This is a genomic window from Nocardia yamanashiensis NBRC 100130 (assembly GCF_001613325.1).
Taxonomy (GTDB): domain Bacteria; phylum Actinomycetota; class Actinomycetes; order Mycobacteriales; family Mycobacteriaceae; genus Nocardia; species Nocardia yamanashiensis.
Window position 1 is genome coordinate 63,536 of record NZ_BDCD01000042.1, and the last position, 19,359, is coordinate 82,894.

Below are 19,359 nucleotides of genomic sequence, written 5' to 3' on the forward strand. Positions count from 1 at the left end.
CACTCGTAGGTCTAGACCATTGGCCACCATGTTGGGCATGCGATTGGTCATCATTGGAGGCGGCATCCTTGGCACCGCCCACGCCCTGGCCGCCATCGGACGCGGACACGAGGTGGTCCATCTCGAACGCGAGGTGGAAGCGCGCGGCGCGACCGTCCGCAACTTCGGGCTGGTGTGGGTTTCCGGGCGCAGCGCCAATGAACTCGACCTCACCCTGAAGTCGCGGCAGCTGTGGGAAGAGATCGGCGGCAAGGTGCCGGGCGTCGGCTTCCGGCCCGCCGGCTCGATCACCCTGGTGCGCACCGAGAACGAGCTCGCGGTGGCCGAAGCCGCCGCCCGCAGCGCCGATCCGGAACGCGGTTTCGAACTCCTCGATCCCGACCGGGTACGCGCGCTCAACCCGGCGCTGCGCGGCAAATTCCTTGCCGGACTGCACTGTTCGGCCGACGCCGCGGTGGAATCGCGGCAGGCGCTGCCCGCGCTGCGCCGGTACATGGAGGCCAGCGGGCGCTACTCGTTCTTCAGCGGCACCGAGGCGCGCACCATCACCGGTTCGACCGTCGTCGACGACCGCGGCCGCCGCCACGAAGGCGATCTGGTGCTGGTCTGCCCGGGTGCCGCGCACTCCGGCCTGACCCGCGAACTCGTCGGCGATATCCCGGTGCGCCGGGTGCGGCTGCAGATGATGCAGACCGCGCCGCTGGGCGAGGCGCTCACCACCGCCATCGCCGACGGCGACAGCTTCCGCTACTACCCGTTCTTCGCGGGGCCGGAACTGGACAAGCTCAATGCCGAAGAGGCCCAGCCGTTCACCGCCGCCCAGCACAAGATGCAGCTCCTCGCGGTGCAGCGCCTGCACGGCGGGCTGACCATCGGCGACACCCACGAATACGACGAACCGTTCAACTTCGACGTGGACGAGGCCCCGTACGAGCACCTCATCGGCGTGATGGAGGAACTGCTCGGGCGCAAGCTGCCGCAAGTGGTGCGGCGCTGGGCGGGCGTGTACAGCCAGAGCATCGATCCGGGCACCATCGTGACCCGCGCGCAGGCCTCCGACAACGTCTGGGTGATCACCGGGCCGGGTGGGCGCGGCATGACCCTGGGCCCCGCCATCGGCGCGGAGACCGCCGACCTGCTCAACCTCTGACCGACCACCGATCGAGAAGGAAACGCTGTGTCCGACAAGCAGATCGACCTCGCCGTCCTCGATATGGCCGGTACCACCGTCGCCGACGACGGGCTCGTGCTGAAGGCGTTCGAAGTGGCCGCCACCGCCGCCGGGATCCCGGCCGAGGGTCCGGAGCGGGAAGCCGCGCGGCAGTACGTCATCGACACCATGGGCCAGTCCAAGATCGTCGTCTTCCGGGCGCTGACCGGCGGCGACGAGGAGCGGGCCCAGGCCGGGAACGCCGCGTTCGAGGCCGCCTACGCCGAGTTCGCCGACGCCGGCGTGACCCCGATTCCCGGTGCCGCCGAGGCCATTTCGGCATTGCGCGCGGCGGGTATCAAGGTGGCGCTGACCACCGGGTTCAGCCGCGAGACCCAGGACAAGCTGCTGAACGCGCTGGGCTGGAACGAGATCGCCGACCTCACCCTCGCACCCTCCGACGCCGGCCGCGGGCGTCCCTACCCGGACATGGTCCTCGCGGCCGTGCTGCGGCTGGGCATCGACGCGGTGGATCGCGTTGCCGTGCTGGGCGATACCGCCAGCGATATCGGCACCGGGCTCTCCGCCGGAGCGCGCATCGTAGCGGGCACGCTGACCGGTGCGCACAACGAGGACCAGCTGCGCGCCGCCGGCGCCACCCACGTGGTGCCCACCGTCACCGAGTTCGCGCAACTGCTGCTGGCCGAACGCGCCTAGAGAATTCCGCCGGCGCGGCCCGCGGCCGGACCGGCGGATATCCCCCCATCCCTTCGAGTTTCTCGTCCCACGAGCTGAAAGTTGCTTGCACCGTGCGTAATCCGAACAACCGCCTCGCACGCACCATCGCCCGCACCGCATTGATCCTCACCTCCGCCACCGCGGTCGCGTTCAGCCTGACCGCGTGCGGCGGTACCGGCAGCGATTCCGCCGACGGCAAGACGGTCACCGTCTACTCCGCCGACGGCGTCGGCGACTGGTACAAGACCCAGTTCGCGAAATTCAAGGACCAGACCGGCATTTCGGTCAACCTGGTCGAGGCCGGCTCCGCCGAGGTCGTCAACCGCGTCGACAAGGAACAGTCCAACGCGCAGGCCGACGTCATCGTCACGCTGCCGCCGTTCATGCAGAAGGCCGACAAGCAGGGGCTGCTGCAGTCCAGCGGCGTCGACTTCAGCGCCGTCGCCGCCGCCGACAAGGACGCCAAGGGCAACTGGGTCACGCTGGCCGGCAACTACCTGTGCTTCATCGCCAACCCGTCGGTCGATGCCGCCAAGCTGACCTGGGACGACCTGCTGAAGCCGGAGTACAAGGGCAAGCTGCAGTACTCCACCCCCGGCCAGGCCGGTGACGGCACCGCGGTGCTGATCCTGCTGCAGTCGCTCTACGGCAAGCAGGGCGCGCTGGACTACCTGGCCAAACTGCAGGCCAACAATGTCGGCCCGTCCTCCTCCACCGGCAAGCTGCAGGCCAAGGTCGACAAGGGCGAGATCGTCGTCGCCAACGGCGACATCCAGATGAACCTGGCCACCATCAAGGAGAAGGGCTCCAAGTTCAGCCTGTTCTTCCCGGCCGCCGCCGACGGCAAGCAGTCCACCGTCGCCCTGCCGTACCTGATGGGCCTGGCCAAGGGCGCGCCGCACTCCGACGCCGGTAAGAAGCTGATGACCTTCCTGCTGTCCGCCGAGGCGCAGAAGACCCTGCCCGACGCCAATGCCGTCCCGGCCCGCACCGACCTCGCGGGCACGCCCGCCCCGGCCGGTGCGGTGTCGCCGGCCTCGCTGATCAAGAACGTCGAGATCGTGCATCCCGATTGGAACAAGGTGCTCGACGAGCTGGATGCCGACGTGGCCGCCTACAACAAGGCCACCGGTAGCTAGTCGCCCTTTCGCATCGAGCCCAGGAGCAGCAACCATGTCTTCCGCGTTGACGACGAACACGGTGGCCGACCACGCCACCACCGAACCGGCCATCGTGTTCGACCGGGTGGGTGTCACCTACGGCCGCGGCCGCAGAACCACCGTCGCCCTGGCCGATTTCAACCTGCGGGTCGCCGCGGGGGAAACGGTCGCGCTCCTGGGCCCCAGCGGGTCCGGCAAATCCACCGCGCTCAAGGCCCTGGCCGGATTCGTCCAGCCGACCTCGGGCACGGTGCGGCTGGCCGGGCGTGACGTCACTCATCTCTCGCCCGCCAAGCGCGGGATCGGGGTGGTGGTGCAGTCGTACGCGCTGTTCCCGCACATGCGGGTGCACGACAATGTGGCGTTCGGGTTGAAGGCGCATCGGGTGCCGCGCAACGAGATCGGCGATCGGGTCGCCGAAGCGCTCGAGATGGTCGGGATGGGGGCGTACGCCAAGCGGCTGCCGCGCGAGCTGTCCGGCGGGCAGCAGCAGCGGGTCGCGATCGCGCGGGCGCTGGCCATCCGGCCGAAGGTGCTGTTGCTCGACGAGCCGCTGGCGGCGCTGGACGCGCAGTTGCGGCAGAACATGCTCGGGGAATTGCAGCAGCTGCGAAAAGCGTTGCCGGACACGGCGATGCTGTATGTGACGCACGATCAGTCCGAGGCGCTGGCGCTGGCGGACCGGATCGCGGTGATGCAGGATGCGCGGCTGGTCGATATCGATACCGCCAAGCAGTTGTGGCAGCAGCCGTCGACCGATTTCACGGCGTCGTTCCTGGGTGGGGCGAATCTGCTGCCCTGCACGGTGAATCGGGTTTCCGGTACGACGGCGCTGGTGAGCGTGGGTGAGCACACCTTGCGGGCGGAGGCGCCGCGGCCGGGGGTCGGGCGGCCGGAGTGGGCGGTGAATGCCGAAGCGCAGCTGGTGGTCCGGCCGCACACCATCGCGATCGCGGCGCTCACCGAGCGAGATGTGTTGCGCGGCACCGTGATCACCGCCGTGTGGAAGGGTGCTTCGACGCGCCTGCATTTGACCGTGCCGGGGATTCCCGGCGAGTTCACCGCCGATGTGCCCGGGCACAGCGAGCTCGTGGCGGGCGATCACGTCGGTGTGCGGTTCCCCGATCCGGCGGGCGTGCTGATTCCGCCCGCGCCCGGAACCGATTCCGCCGCAGGGGATTCCGGGGTGCGCGCATGACCGCCCTGCTCGAATCGCCCGCGGAACCGGCCGCCGAGCCGCCGTCAACCCGGAGCGGTCTGCGGCCCGTGCTGTGGACGTTGCCGCCGGTGCTGGTGGTGCTGCTCATCGCCGTGTATCCGATCGTGCGGGTGCTGCTGGAGTCCACCAAGACGAAATCCGGGCGCGGGACGGACACCTGGAGCAAGGTGCTGGGCGAGGAATCGTTCCGGAATGCCTTGTGGCGCACCGTCTCCATCGCGGTCAGCTCCACGCTCGGCTGCTTGATCCTCGGGACTTTCCTGGCGGTGGTGCTGGCTTTCATCCCGTTCCCCGGCTCGCAGCTGGTCGGGCGGCTCATCGACACGGTGCTGACGCTGCCGTCGTTCCTGGTGACGCTCGCCTTCACCTTCCTCTACGGAACCGCCGGCGCCGTCAACGCTTTCATCACGCAGCTGACCGGTGACAAGGAACCGGCGCTGAACTTCCTGTCCACCCCCTGGGGCGTGATCCTCGCCGAGATCACCTTCTTCACGCCCTTCGTGGTGCGGCCGCTGCTGGCCGCCTTCGCGCAGCTGCCCCGCGAACAACTCGACGTCGCCTCCAGCCTCGGCGCGTCGCCCTGGCGTGTCTTCCGGCAGGTGGTGCTTCCCGAGGCCTGGCCCGCCCTCGCGGCCGGCGGCAGCCTCGTACTCCTGCTGACCCTCAACGAGTTCGGCATCGTCCTGTTCACCGGCGCCAAGGGCGTGATCACCCTGCCCGCGCTGATCTACACGCGCGGCATCGTCACCTTCGACCTGCCCGGCGCCGCGGTCCTGGCCTCCATCCAGGTCCTGCTGTCCCTGAGCCTCTACCTCGGCTACCGCCTGCTGTTCTCCCGCCTCACCGGCACCCGCAAGGAGGCCTGACCATGCTCGTCTGGACCCGCCGCGGCCGGCTCACCGTCCTGGCCGTTTTCGCCTTGGTGGTGGCGATCGTCTTCGTGGCCCCCATCGCCACGGTCATCGCCGCCGCCCTGGCCGGCAGCTGGACCGGCCCCCTCCCTTCCGATCTCGGCTTCGCCAATTTCGATCGCGCCCTCTCCGGCGAACAATCCGCCAGCCTCTCGGTGAGCCTGCAAACCGCCCTCCTGGCCAGCCTCATCGCCCTCGTCCTCGGCACCTGGGCCGCCCTCGCCTCCCGCGAAACCCCCGCCTGGCTGCGCCGCACCACCGACGCCGTCTTCCACGTCCCGGTAGCCGTCCCCTCGGTAGCCATCGGCCTCGGCGTCCTCATCACCTTCAACGAGCGCCCCCTCCTCCTCGGCGGCACCAAGTGGATAGTCATCCTGGCCCACACCGTCCTGGTCCTCGCCTACGCCTTCTCCGGCGTCTCAGCCGCCCTGGACCGCCTGGACCCCGGCTACCAGCAAGCCGCCGAATCCCTGGGCGCCTCCCCCTTCCGAGTCCTCACCCGAATCACCCTCCCCCTCCTCCTCCCCGCCCTAGGCGCAGCCGCCGGCCTGGCCATAGCCCTCTCCATGGGCGAACTGGGCGCCACCATCATGGTCTACCCCGCCACCTGGAAAACCCTCCCCGTCAGCATCTTCGCCGCCACCGACCGAGGCGAAGTCTTCGACGCCGCCGCCAGCACCACCCTCCTGGTCCTGGTAACCCTCCTAGCCCTGGTAATCCTCGGCCGCCTCAAGGGCCGCGCCGCCCTCCGCTGAAATCCGCACGACCACATGACAGTTGGGCCGGTACCCGGGTGGGTAGCGGCCCAACTGGTTTCTCCGAGGAGGGATCAGCTCGGAGAGTTTTGGGTGGCGGCGGCTAGGAGGCCTGCGGTGTGGGTGTCGGTGGCCTCTATCAGGCCGGCGGCCAGGAGGTGGGCGGCTGCCAGGTGTAGGGCTGATTGATGGAGGGCCCTGAGGGTGGCTGTTAGGTGGTGGCCTTTGCGTTCGAAGCCTGACTGGAGTTGGTGGGCCGAGTCGAAGCCGCCGAAGCCGGATAAGGCGTGAGTTGTTGTGGTGTGGTGGATTTGGGGGGTTAGGGAGTCGGCGAAGCGCAGGTAGGTTGCGGCGCACTTGCGGGCGGCCGCGGGGTCCATGTGGAAGGTGCCGGCGGCCGCTTGGGTGTAGAGGTGCGGGGCCGGGGGGTTGGGCGTGGTCATGGACGCACTCCAAGGTGGATTGTGAAATGCTTTTTTACGCCTGCAATTTCGCGAAAGTGGGATCGGGCGTCCCGCCGTGGGAGATCAGGGGCGGGCGTGCCGCGCCAGTCGACCACGCGGCACGCCGGGCGGGGCGCCCCGTTGCGCCCGCCGTCTTGTGGCGGGCGACGTCCTAGGGTTCGTGCGGGCTACTGGTCGGATAGCCGCGCATCGAATGACGTCACCGCTGGCGACAATGACACTGTAGCAATGCATCAATTGTGTCAATGCATTTCGAATCATTGTTCTGGTAAACGGCGACGGCCTCCGGCCACGTCGATTACGAGATCAGTGTAACCGTCAACGAGTTCGGCGAGATGGTACCAGTGTTTATGGGTGTTATCGCTGGCCGCGCCCTCGTGGTCTATCACTTGATTCGCTTCCACCCAGCTCCGGGCCATGCGGTCGACGACGGCCCCCAGACTTTCGGTGTGTAGCGCAGCTCCGTTGCGGTGTTGCGGGAGTTCCTGCTCCACCCAATCATTGATATCGTCAACGAGTTCATCGCGGCGGCAATCGATCTCGGTGATCAACATCGGATCGCGGACCTGCCCCCGGCGTTCGTGCAACTCCGCGAGCGCATGTGCCGATCGCAGTAAAACTCGATCTTGAAATCGGCGGCCCTGGAAGGCGCAGAGCAATTGCGGAGCTGTCGGCAGCACGCCGGCTATCGACATGGTCATCGCGACTCCCCAAACGCAACAGACAGCATCACTAATCGCACCAACATGATTGGTCTCCGGATTCAGCTATACCGGTCTACGGATCGGTTCAACACGAATAGGCTAGCTGGATCATGCTCTTACAAATGCAAGAACGCAATACTGCGTTCTAGCAAGTGCGCCAAGCGAAAGGGATGTCATGGCAGGCAAGCGCACTGTGCTCACCGTCCGTTTGCGCCGCCTCGCGGCGATGCTGCACGAGATGCGGGAGAGCGCCAACCTCAGCAAAGAGGTGGTCAGCGCCAAAACCGGGATCAATGTCACCACCCTGTACCGGATCGAGACGGCCCAGGCCAGGCCACAGCGCCGAACCCTCACGGCCATGCTGGATCTCTACGGCATCGGCGAGCCGCAACGTTCAGATGCCTTGCAGTTGCTGGTGGATGCGCTCCGCCCCGGCATGGCGCGCTCCTTCGAGGACGCCGTGTCGGAGGTCTACGGCGCGTACATCAACTTCGAAGCCGAGGCGCTCTCGGCCCGGTTCTTCCAGTCCACCTTCATCCCCGGCCTGCTGCAGACCGAGCCGTACGCCAACGCCGTCTACGAGACCACCATGCCGAAAATCTCGGAACAGGTTCGCGAGCAACGGATTCAGGCCCGCGTGCAGCGCTCCAAAGTGCTCACCAAGGAGGACGCCCTGGAACTGTGGGTGGTGCTGGACGAAGCCGTCATCCGCCGCAACGTGGGCGGCCGCGAGATCATGCGGGAACAGTTGCAGCGCTTACGCGACGAGACCGAGAAGCGGAACGTGATCCTGCAGATCCTGCCCTTCGACGCCGGCGCGCACCCGGGCATGCTGGGCTCCTTCACCCTGCTCGACTTCCCCGATCCGGCCGACCCGGAACTGGTCTACGTCGAGGGCATCGCCAATGACGAGCTGATCGAGGGCCACCCCGAGGTCCGCCGCTACGGCGTCATGTTCGACCAGCTCCGCGCCATGGCGCTCAGCCCCCGCGACTCCCTGGAGATGATCGACGCCACCATGATCGAACTGGACAAATGATCATCCACCCACCCTAGGTGGGCAAACCCTCACCCTCGGATCGGAGATCGGCAGCACTGAGGTCGCTGTCGAGGTGAACCGAATGCGGCGACAGTGGAATACATCCCGAACAGCACCACAAAGCCGCACTTCCGAGAGGATGATGTTCGATGTGCAAGCCGGTTACCTCCACCGCCGCCACCCTCGTTCCGCTGCGGGGCAGCGCGTCACCTGCTGCACATCAGACCGGACCGGCCGACGTGGCCGCCACCGCTCCCGACTGCGCCCTCACCTACGCCGAGCTCGACCGCTGGAGCAATCGCCTGGCCCGCATGCTGCTGGTGCTCGGAGCCCGCCCCGGCACCCGGGTCGCGATCGCCGACACGCCGCAACTGGAGGCCGTCGTCTCCCGGCTGGCGATCACCAAAACCGGCGCCACCCCCGTGCCGCTGCTGTCCGAAACCACCTCCGCGCGAGTCGATTTCGGCATCACCACCAAGGCGGGCCGCGACCGGTTGACCGATGCGAGCCACTGGCTGGTGCTGGACGAGCGCTCCACCCTGCTGCAGTACCTCACCGGCTCCGACGCACCGCTCACCGACGCGGAGCTCCATACGGCGCGGATGGCTTCCTGACCCGCCCGATATCCCCAGCACGCAGGACGTTACATGGCTTCCAGCTCCCCCACGTCGGCCTTCGCCCTGTCCGCGGCGCAACGCGGCATCTGGTTCGCGCAGCATCTGGCCGGTGAGACCCCGATTTCCATCGCCCAGTACGTCGAGTTCGACGGGGCGGTGGACATCGAACTGCTCGCCGACGCCGCGCGCCGGGCCGGGCGCGAGTTCGGCACCGGCTATCTGCGCCTGCTCGAAATCGACGAGCTGCCTTGGCAACTCGTGGACACCAGCCTCGACGATCGCATCGACACCGTGGACTTCCGGTCCGAGGCCGATCCGGAGGCGGCGGCGCGGGCCTGGATGCGCACCGAGTACACCGCACCGCTGGATATGACGCGGGACCGGTTGTGCAAGGTCGCCATGCTGCGGCTCGGGGCCGACCGCTGGTGGTGGTATTCGCGGTTCCACCACATCCTGCTCGATGGCGTGGGCGCGCTGACCATGCTGCAGCGCACCGGGGAGATCTACAACGCGGCCGTGCGCGGCGAGCAGATCCCGGAAGGCAAGGCGCAGCCGCTCGAGCACATCGTGGAAGCCGATGCGGCATACCGGGATTCGGACAAGCTGGCGGCGGACCGGCAGTACTGGCGCGAGCATCTGCAGGGGATGGCCGAGCCGGCGTTCCTGGGCCGGCGCACCGGTGCGGTGGACGCGCATCCGCGGCTGCTCTCCGGGGCGCTGCCCGACGAGACGGCCGCCCTGCTGGACGCGGTGGCCGCCGAACTGTCCACCAGCGCCGCGCCGATCATCGTGGCCGCGTTCGGCGCGTTCGTCGGCGCCATGACCGGCAGCGGCGAGATCGTGCTGAGCCTGCCGGTGTCCGGCCGCACCACCGCCACCCTGCGCCGTTCGGGCGGCATGGTGGCCAATGTGGTGCCGCTGCGCCTGCACCCCATGCCCACCGCCACGGTCGGCATGCTGATCCGGGCCACCCAGAACGAGCTGACCGCGGCGCTGCGGCGGCAGCGGTACCGGCAGGAGGACATCGTCCGCGATCTCGGCTGGGCGATGGACGAGATGGCCGGGTTCGGGCCGACCGTCAACCTCATGCTGGCCGACACCCGCATTCGCCTGGGCGAGGTGACCGGGCGGCTGAACGTGCTGACCTCGGGATTGATCGACGATCTGTTCGTCAATGTGTATCCCGGCGCCGGCGGCGAACGCACCCACATCGATTTCCAGGCCAACCCGAACCGTTACGGCGACGCCGAGCTGACGGCATTGCACGCGCGGTTCCTGGACTTCCTGCACCGATTCCTGGCGGCCGGTCTGGACGGGCCGCTGACCGGGGTGGCGGCGGTGTCGGAAGGTGAACGGGCCGAACTGGTGCCCGCCTATGGGCGAAGTCCGGCGCAGCCTCGTACGCTGCCCGAAATCCTCACGGCCGGAGCGCTGCACGCGCCCTCGGCCATTGCCTTGCGTGCGGACGGGGCGGCGTACACCTATAAGGAACTGAGCGAATACTGCCATCGGCTCGCCCGGGTGTTGATCGCCGCCGGCGCGGGACCCGAACGGCCGGTGGCGATTTCGATTCCACGCTCCGCCGAGTCGGTGCTGGCGACCTGGGCCGTGGCGCAGACCGGTGCGGCGTTCGTGCCGATCGATCCCGGCTATCCGACGGACCGGATCGAGCACATGATCGCCGACAGCGGCGTGGTCGCGGGCGTGACGGTCGCCGGGTCCCGGGCGGCGCTGCCGGACCGGGTGCAATGGCTGGTGCTCGACGATCCGGATACCCAGCGGTGGCTCGACGCTGCGAGCCCCGCGCCGGTCACCGACGCCGACCGGATCACACCGGTCCATCTCGGCCAGCTCGCCTATCTGATCTACACCTCGGGTTCCACCGGCCTGCCCAAGGGCGTCGGCGTGACCCACCGCGGCCTGGCCAACCTCGCGACCGGCTCCGGGGCGGCGTTCGGCGTCGGCTCCGATGCCGTCGTCGCGCACGCCGTTTCGCCGAGTTTCGACATCTCGGTGGAGGAATTGCTGATCGCGTTCGCGGTCGGCGCGACGGTCGCGGTGGTGCCGCCCGCCGCCTACGCGGGCGACGAACTGGCCCGGGTATTGCGCACCCTCGAAGTCACCCACCTGAACGTGACCCCCGCCGTCGCGGGCTCCCTGGACCCCGACACCCTCCCCCGCCTCGGCACGGTCGTGGTCGGCGGCGACGCCTGCCCGCCCGAACTCCCCATCCGCTGGGCCGGCCGCACCGTACTCAACGGTTACGGCCCCACCGAAACCACCGTCACCGCCACGCTGAGCGCTCCGCTCGCACCCGGTGACCGGATCACCATCGGCGGCCCGTCCCGCGGCGCGCGCGCCGTGGTCCTCGATCCCTGGCTCCGCCCGGTGCCGCCGGGCGTGACCGGCGAACTCTATCTCGGCGGCGACGGCCTGGCGCGCGGCTACCACCAGCGCATCGGCTTCACCGCCGAACGCTTCGTCGCGAACCCCTTCGCGGCGGGCGAAAGGCTCTACCGCACCGGCGATCTCGTCCGCTGGGTGCGCCGCAACAGCCAGTGGGAACTGGAATTCGGCGGCCGCAGCGACACCCAGGTCAAGGTCCGCGGCTTCCGCATCGAACTCGGCGAAGTCGACGCCGCGGTCGCCCGCCACCCCGGCGTCCAGGTCGCCATCACCGTCGGCGCGACCACCCCGGGCGGCGCGACGGCGCTGGTGACCTACGTACTCGCCGGACCGGACGCGATCGAATCCGATGCGCTGGAACCACCCACTGCATCCGACGATTCCGAAACCCGATCGGCCCCGTCGGCGTACATCGACCCCGAAGCGGTGAAAGCCACTGTCGCGCGGCAGCTTCCGGCGCATATGGTGCCGAGTGTCGTCATGGTGCTGGATTCGCTGCCGCTGACGCCGGCGGGGAAGGTGGATCGGCGGGCGCTGCCGGAGCCGGATTTCACCGCCCGTGCCACGACCGGGCGGATGCCGGTGACCGAGCGGGAGCAGCTCCTGGCGGGCGTGTTCGCCGAAGTGCTGGGTGTGGAAGCGGTCGGCGCGGATGACAATTTCTTCGCCCTGGGCGGAGACAGCATCGTCGCCATTCAACTGGTGGCGCGCGCCAAAACGGCGGGCCTGTGCTTGCGGGCCCGGGATGTGTTCGAGCACAAGACCGTTGCCGCGCTGGCGGCGGTGGCCACGGATGCGACCGAGCCGCAGGTGTACGAGTTGCCGGGCGGCGGAATCGGGCCGATTCCGCTCACCCCGGTGGTGCACGCCATGCTCGAACACGGGCCCACCTGGCGGCGGTATGCGCAGGCGGCCTTGATTCCGCTGCCCGCCGATGTGGATCGCGACCGGTTGGTTCCCGCAGTACAGGCGCTACTGGACCGGCACGATGTTCTGCGCAGCAAGCTGGTTCGCGGTGCGCAGGGTATGGATTCCGGCCCGGCCGCGGCGGCGGCGGGTTTCGACCCGGATCGCGGCTGGGAGTGGACCGTCGGAGCGGTGGGCTCGGCGCGGGCGGAGGATTTGGTCGAGATCGTGCGCACGGCGGGCGATTCCGATGTGGAGGCGGAGTTGCAGTGGGCGGCGGATCGGCTGGATCCGGCGGGGCGGGTGATGGCGCGGTTCATGCTGGTGGAGCGGGATGGGGCGGGGCCGTTGCTGTGGGTGGTGCTGCATCACCTGGTGACCGACGGAATCACGTGGCGGATTCTGTTGCCGGATCTGGCTACCGCTTGGGCGGGAGGTGAGTTGCCGCCGGTGGGGACCTCGTTCCGGCGGTGGGCGCATGGGCAGGTGGAGCAGGTTGCGGAGCGGCGGGGCGAACTCGCTTTGTGGCAGCGGATTTCGGCTACGCCAGATCCGCCGTTGGATACCTATCCACTGGATCCGCGGCGGGACACCGTCGCCACCATGGGGCAGACCCGGACCGTTGTCGATGCCGAAATCGCCTCGGCGGCACTGGAACTCGTTCCGGAGCGATTCCATTGCGGTGTGGACGACGCGTTGCTGACCGCGCTGGCCATGGCCACGACACGGATGCGGGGCACGACGCGCACGTTGCTCACCTTGGAGGGACACGGGCGCGAGGAAGCGCTGCTGCCGGGGGCCGATGTTTCGCGCACGGCGGGCTGGTTCACCAGCGTGTATCCGGTGGCGCTGGACCTCAGCGGCATCGATATCGAGGACGCTTTCCGGGGCGGCGCGGCAGCCGGAGCGGCGCTGAAGGCCGTGAAGGAACAGCTGCGCGAGATCCCGGACAAGGGTGTCGGGTACGGGATGCTGCGGTATCTCGACGCCGAATCGGGGCTGGGTCATACGCCCACCCCGCAGCTCAGCTTCAACTATCTGGGGCGCACCGGAACCGGCGGCGAGGGCAGCGAAACACCGTGGCTGCCGACGCGGTTCACCGCCACCAATGACGATCGCGCACCCCTGGCCGCGGCCGTCGACATCAACGCCTTCCTCACCGATGCCGGCCTCGAGGTCACCTGGGCGTACGCCTCGCGGCTGTTCACCGAGGATCGGGTGCGGGAATTCGCCGCGCTCTGGGCGGAGGCGCTGACCGCGCTCGTCACCCACGCCCGGTCGGCCGAGGCGGGCGGGCATACCCCGTCCGATTTCGCGCTGGTCCCGGTGCGGCAGGCGCAGATCGACGGCTGGGAGCGGGATTACCCGTCGCTCGCCGACATCTGGCCGCTGTCACCCCTGCAGTACGGGCTGCTGTTCCATGCCCGCTACGACAACGACACCGCCGACGGCTACACGGTGCAGACCCGCCTGTCACTGGCCGGCCGGGTGGACGCGCCCCGGCTGCGGGCCGCCGCCCAAGCCCTGCTGGACCGGCACGAGGTGCTGCGGGTCGCGTTCACCGAAACCTCGGACGGGCCACGGCAATTGGTGCTCGGAGCAGCCGAGATCCCCTGGCAGGAGCTCGACCTGAGCCATATCCCGGAGGCCGCGGAACGGCAGCGGGAACTGGAGCGCCTGGTCGCGGTCGACGGCGGCACCCGCTTCGATCTGGCCCGTCCGCCGCTGTTGCGGTTCACGCTCATCCGCTCCGGCGAGGACACCTACACGCTGCTCATGACCAATCACCATCTGGTGCTGGACGGCTGGTCCACGCCGCTGGTGGTGCGCGAACTGCTGTCCGGGTATCTCGCCGCCGTCACCGGGCACGAGATCGGTTCCGCGCCGGCGCATTCCTATCGGGAATTCCTGGCCTGGCTGGGTGAACAGGACGATGCGGCATCGATCGCCGCCTGGACCGCAGCCCTCGCCGGAGTGGACTCGCCCACCCGCGCGATCCCCACGCTCGCCGGTCTCACCTCCACCGAATCCGGCATGGTGACAGCCGATTTCAGCACCGCGCACCTGACCCGCCTCGAAGCGGCCGTGCGCGCGGCGGGCGCGACCGTCAATACCGGCGTGCAGGCCGCGTGGGCGCTGCTGCTCACCATGCTCACCGGCCGCACCGACGTGGTGTTCGGCGGCACCGTCTCCGGCCGCCCGCCGCAGCTGACCGGCGTCGAGGAAATGGTGGGCCTGTTCATCAACACCCTGCCGGTGCGGGTGCGGCTGGATCCCGGTGAGCGCGTGTCCGAACTGCTGGCCCGGGTGCAGGGCGAGCAGGCGCGCTTGCTGGACCATCAGCATGTCGGGCTGGCCGCCATTCACCAGGCGGTCGGCTTGCCGGAGCTCTTCGACACCCTCACCGTGTTCGAGTCCTATCCCATCGACCGCGAAACCCTGTCGCGGGCAATGGATATCGCCGGCATGCGGATCCTGGATGTGAGCGGCACCGACGCCACCCCGTACCCGCTCAACCTCATGGTGATCCCGCAGCGCGACGCCGACGGCGCCGAAAGCTTGCAGATCAGCGTGAAATTCATGGCCGATCAACTGCCCGAGGCGGCGGCGCGGCGGCTGCTGGAACGGTTCGTGTTCCTGCTCGACCAGATCGCCGAACACCCGAACCGCCGGGTGGCGGCACTGCAGCATTGCGAACCGTCCGAGCGGCGTTCGCTGCTGCCGGTGCGCGGCGGCGATCCGGTGCCCATGCGCACCCTGCCGCAGATCCTGGCCGCCGGGGCGAGCGTGAACCCGGACGCCATCGCCATCAGCTCCGGTGCGCTCAGCATGAGCTACCGCGACCTCGACGCCTGGTCCAACCGGTTCGCGCGACTGCTGCTGAGCCGTGGCGTCGGCCGCGAGGTGTTCGTGGTGCTGGCGCTGACCCGGTCGGTGGAATCGGTGGTGGCGGTGTGGGCGCTGGCCAAGACCGGTGCGGCGTTCCTGCCGCTGGATCCGAACTATCCGGTGGAGCGCATCGAGCACATTCTCACCGATTCGCAGGCGCCGATCGGGGTGACGGTGTGCGCGGTCGGCGAATCGCTGCCGGGCACCATCGACTGGCTGCTGCTGGACGATCTGAACACCATCCGGCGGGTCATGACGGTGTCGGACGCGCCGATCACCGATGCCGAACGCGGCGGGCCGATCGATCTGAGCCAGACCGCGTACCTCATCTACACCTCGGGTTCGACCGGCAAACCGAAGGCGGTGCTGCTCAGTCATCGCGGGATCGCGAACCTGATCTCCTCGCAGGAGACCGCGCTCGATCTGAACGAGACCTCCAGCCCCCTGCAGGTGGCCTCGCCCAGTTTCGACGCCTCGGTGCACGAGCTGCTGATGGCGCACGCGATGGGCGGGCGGCTGGTCATCTCGCCGCCGGATGTGTACGGCGGCAGCGAACTCGAAGCGCTGCTGCGCGAACAGCGGGTCACGCACGCGGTGATCACGCCGTCGGTGCTGGCCACCATGAACCCGGCCGGGCTGCCGTATCTGCGCAATCTGGCGGTCGCGGGCGAAGCGGCCGGACCGGAGCTGGTAGCGGCGTGGTCGCCGGACCGGCGCATGGTGAACCTGTACGGGCCAACCGAATTCAGCATCTGGGCGACCGGGCCGGGCGAACTGCGATCCGGGGAACCGATCACCATCGGCGCGCCGATTCGCGGTGCGCAGGCCATGGTGCTCGACACCTGGCTGCGGCCGGTGCCGGTGGGTATCACGGGTGAGCTGTATCTGGCGGGGCCGGCGTTGGCGCGCGGCTACTTCAACCGATTCGCGCTCACCGCGACACGTTTCGTGACCAATCCGTACGGGGCGCCCGGGACTCGCATGTATCGCACCGGCGATATGGTGCGCTGGGTCGAGGCCAAGAGCGGTGACGAGACCCGGCTGGAGCTGGAATACCAGGGGCGCAGCGACTTCCAGGTGAAGATCCGCGGGTTGCGCATCGAGCTCGGGGAGATCGACGCGGTGCTGGCCGCCGACGAACAGGTCGAATACGCCGCCACCCTGGGCTGCCCGGGACCCGGCGGACAGACCGTGCTGGTGTCGTACGTGGTGCCGGTCGAAGGCGAGCGCCTGGATACCGAACTGCTGCGCACCCGGGTGGCCGGCGCGCTGCCCGGCTACATGGTGCCCAGCTACATCATCGAACTCGACGATGTCCCGCTCACCCCGGTCGGCAAACTCGACCGGAATGCCCTCACCCCACCGGATTTCAGCAGTCTGCAAGAGCGCTATCTGGCCCCGCGCAGCGCGGTCGAGACAGCGGTCGCGAAGGTGTTCGCCGAAATCCTCGGCACCGACCAGGTCAGTATCGACCGCTCCTTCTTCGAACTCGGCGGCAACTCGCTCAGCGCCACCAAGGTGATCGCCCGCGTGAACGCGGCGCTCGGGGCCACCGTCGCCCTGCGCGATCTGTTCGACGCCCCCACCGTCGCACAGCTCTCGGCACGCGTCACGCCCGCCGGTGAACTGCCCGGCGACCGGCCCGGCCGCCCGGCGCTGGCCCCGCGTATCCGGCCGGATCGCGTCCCCCTCTCCCCCGCCCAGCAGCGCATGTGGGTCCTCAACCGCATGGACCCCGGCTCGGCGGCGTACAACATCACCGCGGCCCTGCGCCTCACCGGCACACTGGATCTCGAAGCTCTCCGCCTCGCCATCGCCGATGTGGTGGCCCGCCACGAAACCCTGCGCACCATCTACCCGGCCGATGCCGAAGGCCCGCGCCAGGTCGTGCTCAACGCCGAAGCGGCGATCCCCGACCTGCGGGTCCTGGACACCGAAGACGGCGCCCCGCTGCGCGAACGCATCGAGGAACTCACCGGCACCGGCTTCGACCTCACCCGCGAATCCCCCCTCCGGGTGGGTCTGCTGCGCATCGTCGAAGCCACTGAACCGGCTGTCTCCCAGGACATTTCGACCGACGATCCGGATGCGACGCTACAACCGGGCACCTTCATCGACATGCTGCCGCCCCCGCCGCCGCCCGGCGGCAAGGTCGTCAACGAGTCGTCCACCGTGAAACTCGCTCTCAGCGAGGCGGATCGGGCCGCCGCCACGGCGTCGTTCGCCCGCACCGAGATGGAACGCGCGGCGGCCACGCGCCGGCCCGGCAAGCGCACGACGCGCGATACGGCCGACAGCACGGAGGAGCCCACCGTCCACTTCGGATCGCGGCGCGGACCGGGCCGGGTATGGCCGCAACCCGCCGATGACGCGTCCGATTCCAGCGGAGCCGCGTCCGGTTCCGTTCGCGACAGGGGAGACAGCACAGCGGATCCCACAGTCGATTTCGGGTCGCGGCGTACATCGGGTCGTGGCGCGAATGCGTCTCGTGCGGGCGGTCGCACTGCCGGTGAGCCGCGCAACTCCGGGCGGGTAGACGGCGCAACCGGTCACCACTCCGGCACTCCGGCCACGAGCGAGTTCGAGCGGGGACTGAGTTCGGTTGCGGCCGAGCCGGATTCGGGTGGGGACGACGTGCACGTCGTTGTGCTGGTGGTGCATCACATCAGTGCGGACGGGGCGTCCATGGCACCGTTGGCTGCCGATCTGGTGGGGGCGTATCTGGCGCGGACCGCGGGGGTGGAGTCGGTGCGGCCGGAGTTGCGGGTGCAGTATGCCGATTACTCGCTGTGGCAGCGGGAGCTGCTCGGTGACGATCGGGATGCGGAGTCGGTTGCTGCGCAGCAGGTTCGGTATTGGTCCGAGCGGCTGGCGGGTGCCCCGGACGCGTTGGAGCTGCCTGCCGATCGGCCGCGGCCGGCGGTGCAGAGCATGCGGAGCGCGGATCTCGCGTTCGGCATCGACGCGGAAATGCACGGGGCGCTCGGCGCATTGGCGGCGCGGACCGAGAGCAGTTTGTTCATGGTCGTGCACGCCGCGCTCGCCGTACTGCTGGCTCGGCTGTCCGGATCGCCGGATGTGCTGGTGGGCACCGCCATGTCCGGGCGCGGGGACGCCGCGCTGGACGATATGGTCGGCATGTTCGTCAACACCCTGGCGCTGCGCACGACCGTGGACCCGAGTCTGGGCTTCCGGGAGTTCCTGGCCGGCGTGCGCACCACCGATCTCGACGCGTTCGCCAATGCGGACGTGCCGTTCGAGCGGCTGGTGCAGGTGCTGGATCCGCCGCGCTCGACCGCGCACCATCCGCTGTTCCAGGTGTCGCTGTCGCTGCAGAACTTCACCGCGCCGGTGCTCGAATTCCCCGGCCTGCGGGTGGAAGTCGAGCCGATCGTGCGCGACGCCTCACAATTCGACCTGACCTTCGACCTGCGCGAACCCGCCCCCGGCGAGACGACCGGCCTGGACGGCACCCTCACCTACGCGGTGGATCTGTTCGACGAATCCACCGCCGCCCTGCTGCTCACCAGGTGGCGGCGGATCCTCACCGCGATCACGGCGAACCCGAACATCCGGATCTCCGATATCGACCTCCTCGAGGACTCCGAACGCGCCGCCCTGGTCCCGCGCCGCGGCCCGCGCAGCACCGGCACCCGCACCCTCGCGGACGTCCTGCAGGAAGCCGCCGCGACCCGCCCGGACCATACGGCCGTCATCGCCGCGGGCCGCAGCCTGTCCTACCGCCGCCTGGACGCCGACTCCGCCCGCCTCGCACGCCATCTCACCGCCGCCGGAGCAGGCCCGGAAACCGTTGTCGCCCTGGCTCTCTCCCGCAGCGTGGAACTGATCACCGCGATCTGGGCGACCGCCAAGGTCGGCGCCGCCTTCGTACCCGTCGATCCCCGTTACCCGCAGGATCGCATCGAACACATGCTCTCCGACTCCGGCGCGCTGCTGGGCCTGACCGTCAGCGCCCACCGCGCAGCCCTGCCCGACGCCGTCACCTGGCTGGTCCTCGACGACAAACGATCTCTCACCCCACCGCCCGCACTCCGGACCCAGCAGCCGGAACGCCGCGACACCCAACCCGAACTCCGTCCGCATTCCGCCCACCAACCCCGGTCCGCGGAATCCCGATCGCCCCAGCCTCCCGCCCGGCCCGATGCACAACACGCATCACCACAGTCCGATCCCCGGGGGTCGGCTCCCCTCGGTCCCGATTCCCCCGCAGGCCCACCGCCGCGGCCCATGCGGCCGCAGGCGGGGACGCCGCGCACCGGACCTCGCCCCTCGGGGTCCGGTGCGCGGACACCGCATTTCGAACCGCGCGCCGGGATGCGCGGGTTCCGGTGGGCACAGCCGGAGCCGCGGGCTCCGCAGGGCGGGCCGCGGGTACCGCCG

The 19,359-nt window shown here is 69.2% G+C and carries 11 protein-coding genes; 9 read left to right on the forward strand and 2 right to left on the reverse strand.

The window, feature by feature from the left end; genetic code table 11:
• The first annotated feature begins 37 nt into the window (after positions 1-37).
• The 6 genes from NY1_RS37135 (at position 38) to NY1_RS37160 (ending at position 5,933) form a co-directional block, all read left to right on the forward strand.
• Complete coding sequence (locus tag NY1_RS37135) at positions 38-1,150, forward strand: TIGR03364 family FAD-dependent oxidoreductase (RefSeq protein ID WP_067721960.1); 1,113 nt, start codon at positions 38-40, stop codon at positions 1,148-1,150.
• A gap of 27 nt (positions 1,151-1,177) precedes the next feature.
• Entirely contained in the window at positions 1,178-1,867 is a 690-nt protein-coding gene (locus tag NY1_RS37140) for a phosphonatase-like hydrolase (RefSeq protein ID WP_084536063.1), read from the forward strand.
• A 92-nt stretch (positions 1,868-1,959) separates the two neighbouring features.
• Positions 1,960-3,027 (forward strand): 2-aminoethylphosphonate ABC transporter substrate-binding protein, encoded by a 1,068-nt coding sequence (locus tag NY1_RS37145; protein ID WP_067721926.1) that lies wholly within the window; start codon positions 1,960-1,962, stop codon positions 3,025-3,027.
• Positions 3,028-3,061: 34 nt separating this feature from the next.
• Positions 3,062-4,246, forward strand: coding sequence for an ABC transporter ATP-binding protein (locus NY1_RS37150; protein ID WP_067721927.1), 1,185 nt, complete (start codon positions 3,062-3,064; stop codon positions 4,244-4,246).
• Positions 4,243-5,133: a 2-aminoethylphosphonate ABC transporter permease subunit gene (locus NY1_RS37155; protein ID WP_067721929.1), complete on the forward strand. Its 891-nt coding sequence runs from the start codon at positions 4,243-4,245 to the stop codon at positions 5,131-5,133. The genes NY1_RS37150 and NY1_RS37155 overlap by 4 nt, the downstream gene beginning before the upstream one ends.
• Before the next feature lie 2 nt (positions 5,134-5,135).
• Positions 5,136-5,933, forward strand: coding sequence for an ABC transporter permease (locus NY1_RS37160; protein ID WP_067721931.1), 798 nt, complete (start codon positions 5,136-5,138; stop codon positions 5,931-5,933).
• 74 nt (positions 5,934-6,007) lie between these two features.
• Here the strand turns inward: NY1_RS37160 and NY1_RS37165 are convergent, their stop codons facing one another.
• The gene (locus NY1_RS37165; RefSeq protein WP_067721933.1) at positions 6,008-6,376 is read right to left on the reverse strand and encodes a hypothetical protein; all 369 of its coding nucleotides are present in this window, start codon (positions 6,374-6,376) and stop codon (positions 6,008-6,010) included.
• A 278-nt stretch (positions 6,377-6,654) separates the two neighbouring features.
• Positions 6,655-7,098: a DUF4254 domain-containing protein gene (locus NY1_RS42420; RefSeq protein WP_067827400.1), complete on the reverse strand. Its 444-nt coding sequence runs from the start codon at positions 7,096-7,098 to the stop codon at positions 6,655-6,657.
• Positions 7,099-7,276: 178 nt separating this feature from the next.
• Here NY1_RS42420 and NY1_RS37170 point away from each other — a divergent pair, with 178 nt between their 5' ends.
• From NY1_RS37170 to NY1_RS37180, 3 genes are all read left to right on the forward strand, one after another.
• On the forward strand, positions 7,277-8,140 hold the full coding sequence (locus NY1_RS37170; RefSeq protein ID WP_067721935.1) for a helix-turn-helix domain-containing protein: 864 nt from the start codon (positions 7,277-7,279) through the stop codon (positions 8,138-8,140).
• A 149-nt stretch (positions 8,141-8,289) separates the two neighbouring features.
• Complete coding sequence (locus NY1_RS37175) at positions 8,290-8,754, forward strand: AMP-binding protein (protein ID WP_067721936.1); 465 nt, start codon at positions 8,290-8,292, stop codon at positions 8,752-8,754.
• Between the two features lie 33 nt (positions 8,755-8,787).
• A partial coding sequence (locus tag NY1_RS37180; protein WP_233434651.1) for a non-ribosomal peptide synthetase occupies positions 8,788-19,359 on the forward strand: 10,572 nt, incomplete at its 3' end.

Bases quoted from the DNA above. Each gene is read 5' to 3' on its own strand.
- NY1_RS37135 (WP_067721960.1), top strand. From the start codon at position 38: ATGCGATTGGTCATCATTGGAGGCGGCATCCTTGGCACCGCCCACGCC.
- NY1_RS37150 (WP_067721927.1), top strand. From the start codon at position 3,062: ATGTCTTCCGCGTTGACGACGAACACGGTGGCCGACCACGCCACCACC.
- NY1_RS37155 (WP_067721929.1), top strand. From the start codon at position 4,243: ATGACCGCCCTGCTCGAATCGCCCGCGGAACCGGCCGCCGAGCCGCCG.
- NY1_RS37160 (WP_067721931.1), top strand. From the start codon at position 5,136: ATGCTCGTCTGGACCCGCCGCGGCCGGCTCACCGTCCTGGCCGTTTTC.
- NY1_RS37165 (WP_067721933.1), bottom strand. From the start codon at position 6,376: ATGACCACGCCCAACCCCCCGGCCCCGCACCTCTACACCCAAGCGGCC.
- NY1_RS42420 (WP_067827400.1), bottom strand. From the start codon at position 7,098: ATGACCATGTCGATAGCCGGCGTGCTGCCGACAGCTCCGCAATTGCTC.
- NY1_RS37170 (WP_067721935.1), top strand. From the start codon at position 7,277: ATGGCAGGCAAGCGCACTGTGCTCACCGTCCGTTTGCGCCGCCTCGCG.
- NY1_RS37175 (WP_067721936.1), top strand. From the start codon at position 8,290: ATGTGCAAGCCGGTTACCTCCACCGCCGCCACCCTCGTTCCGCTGCGG.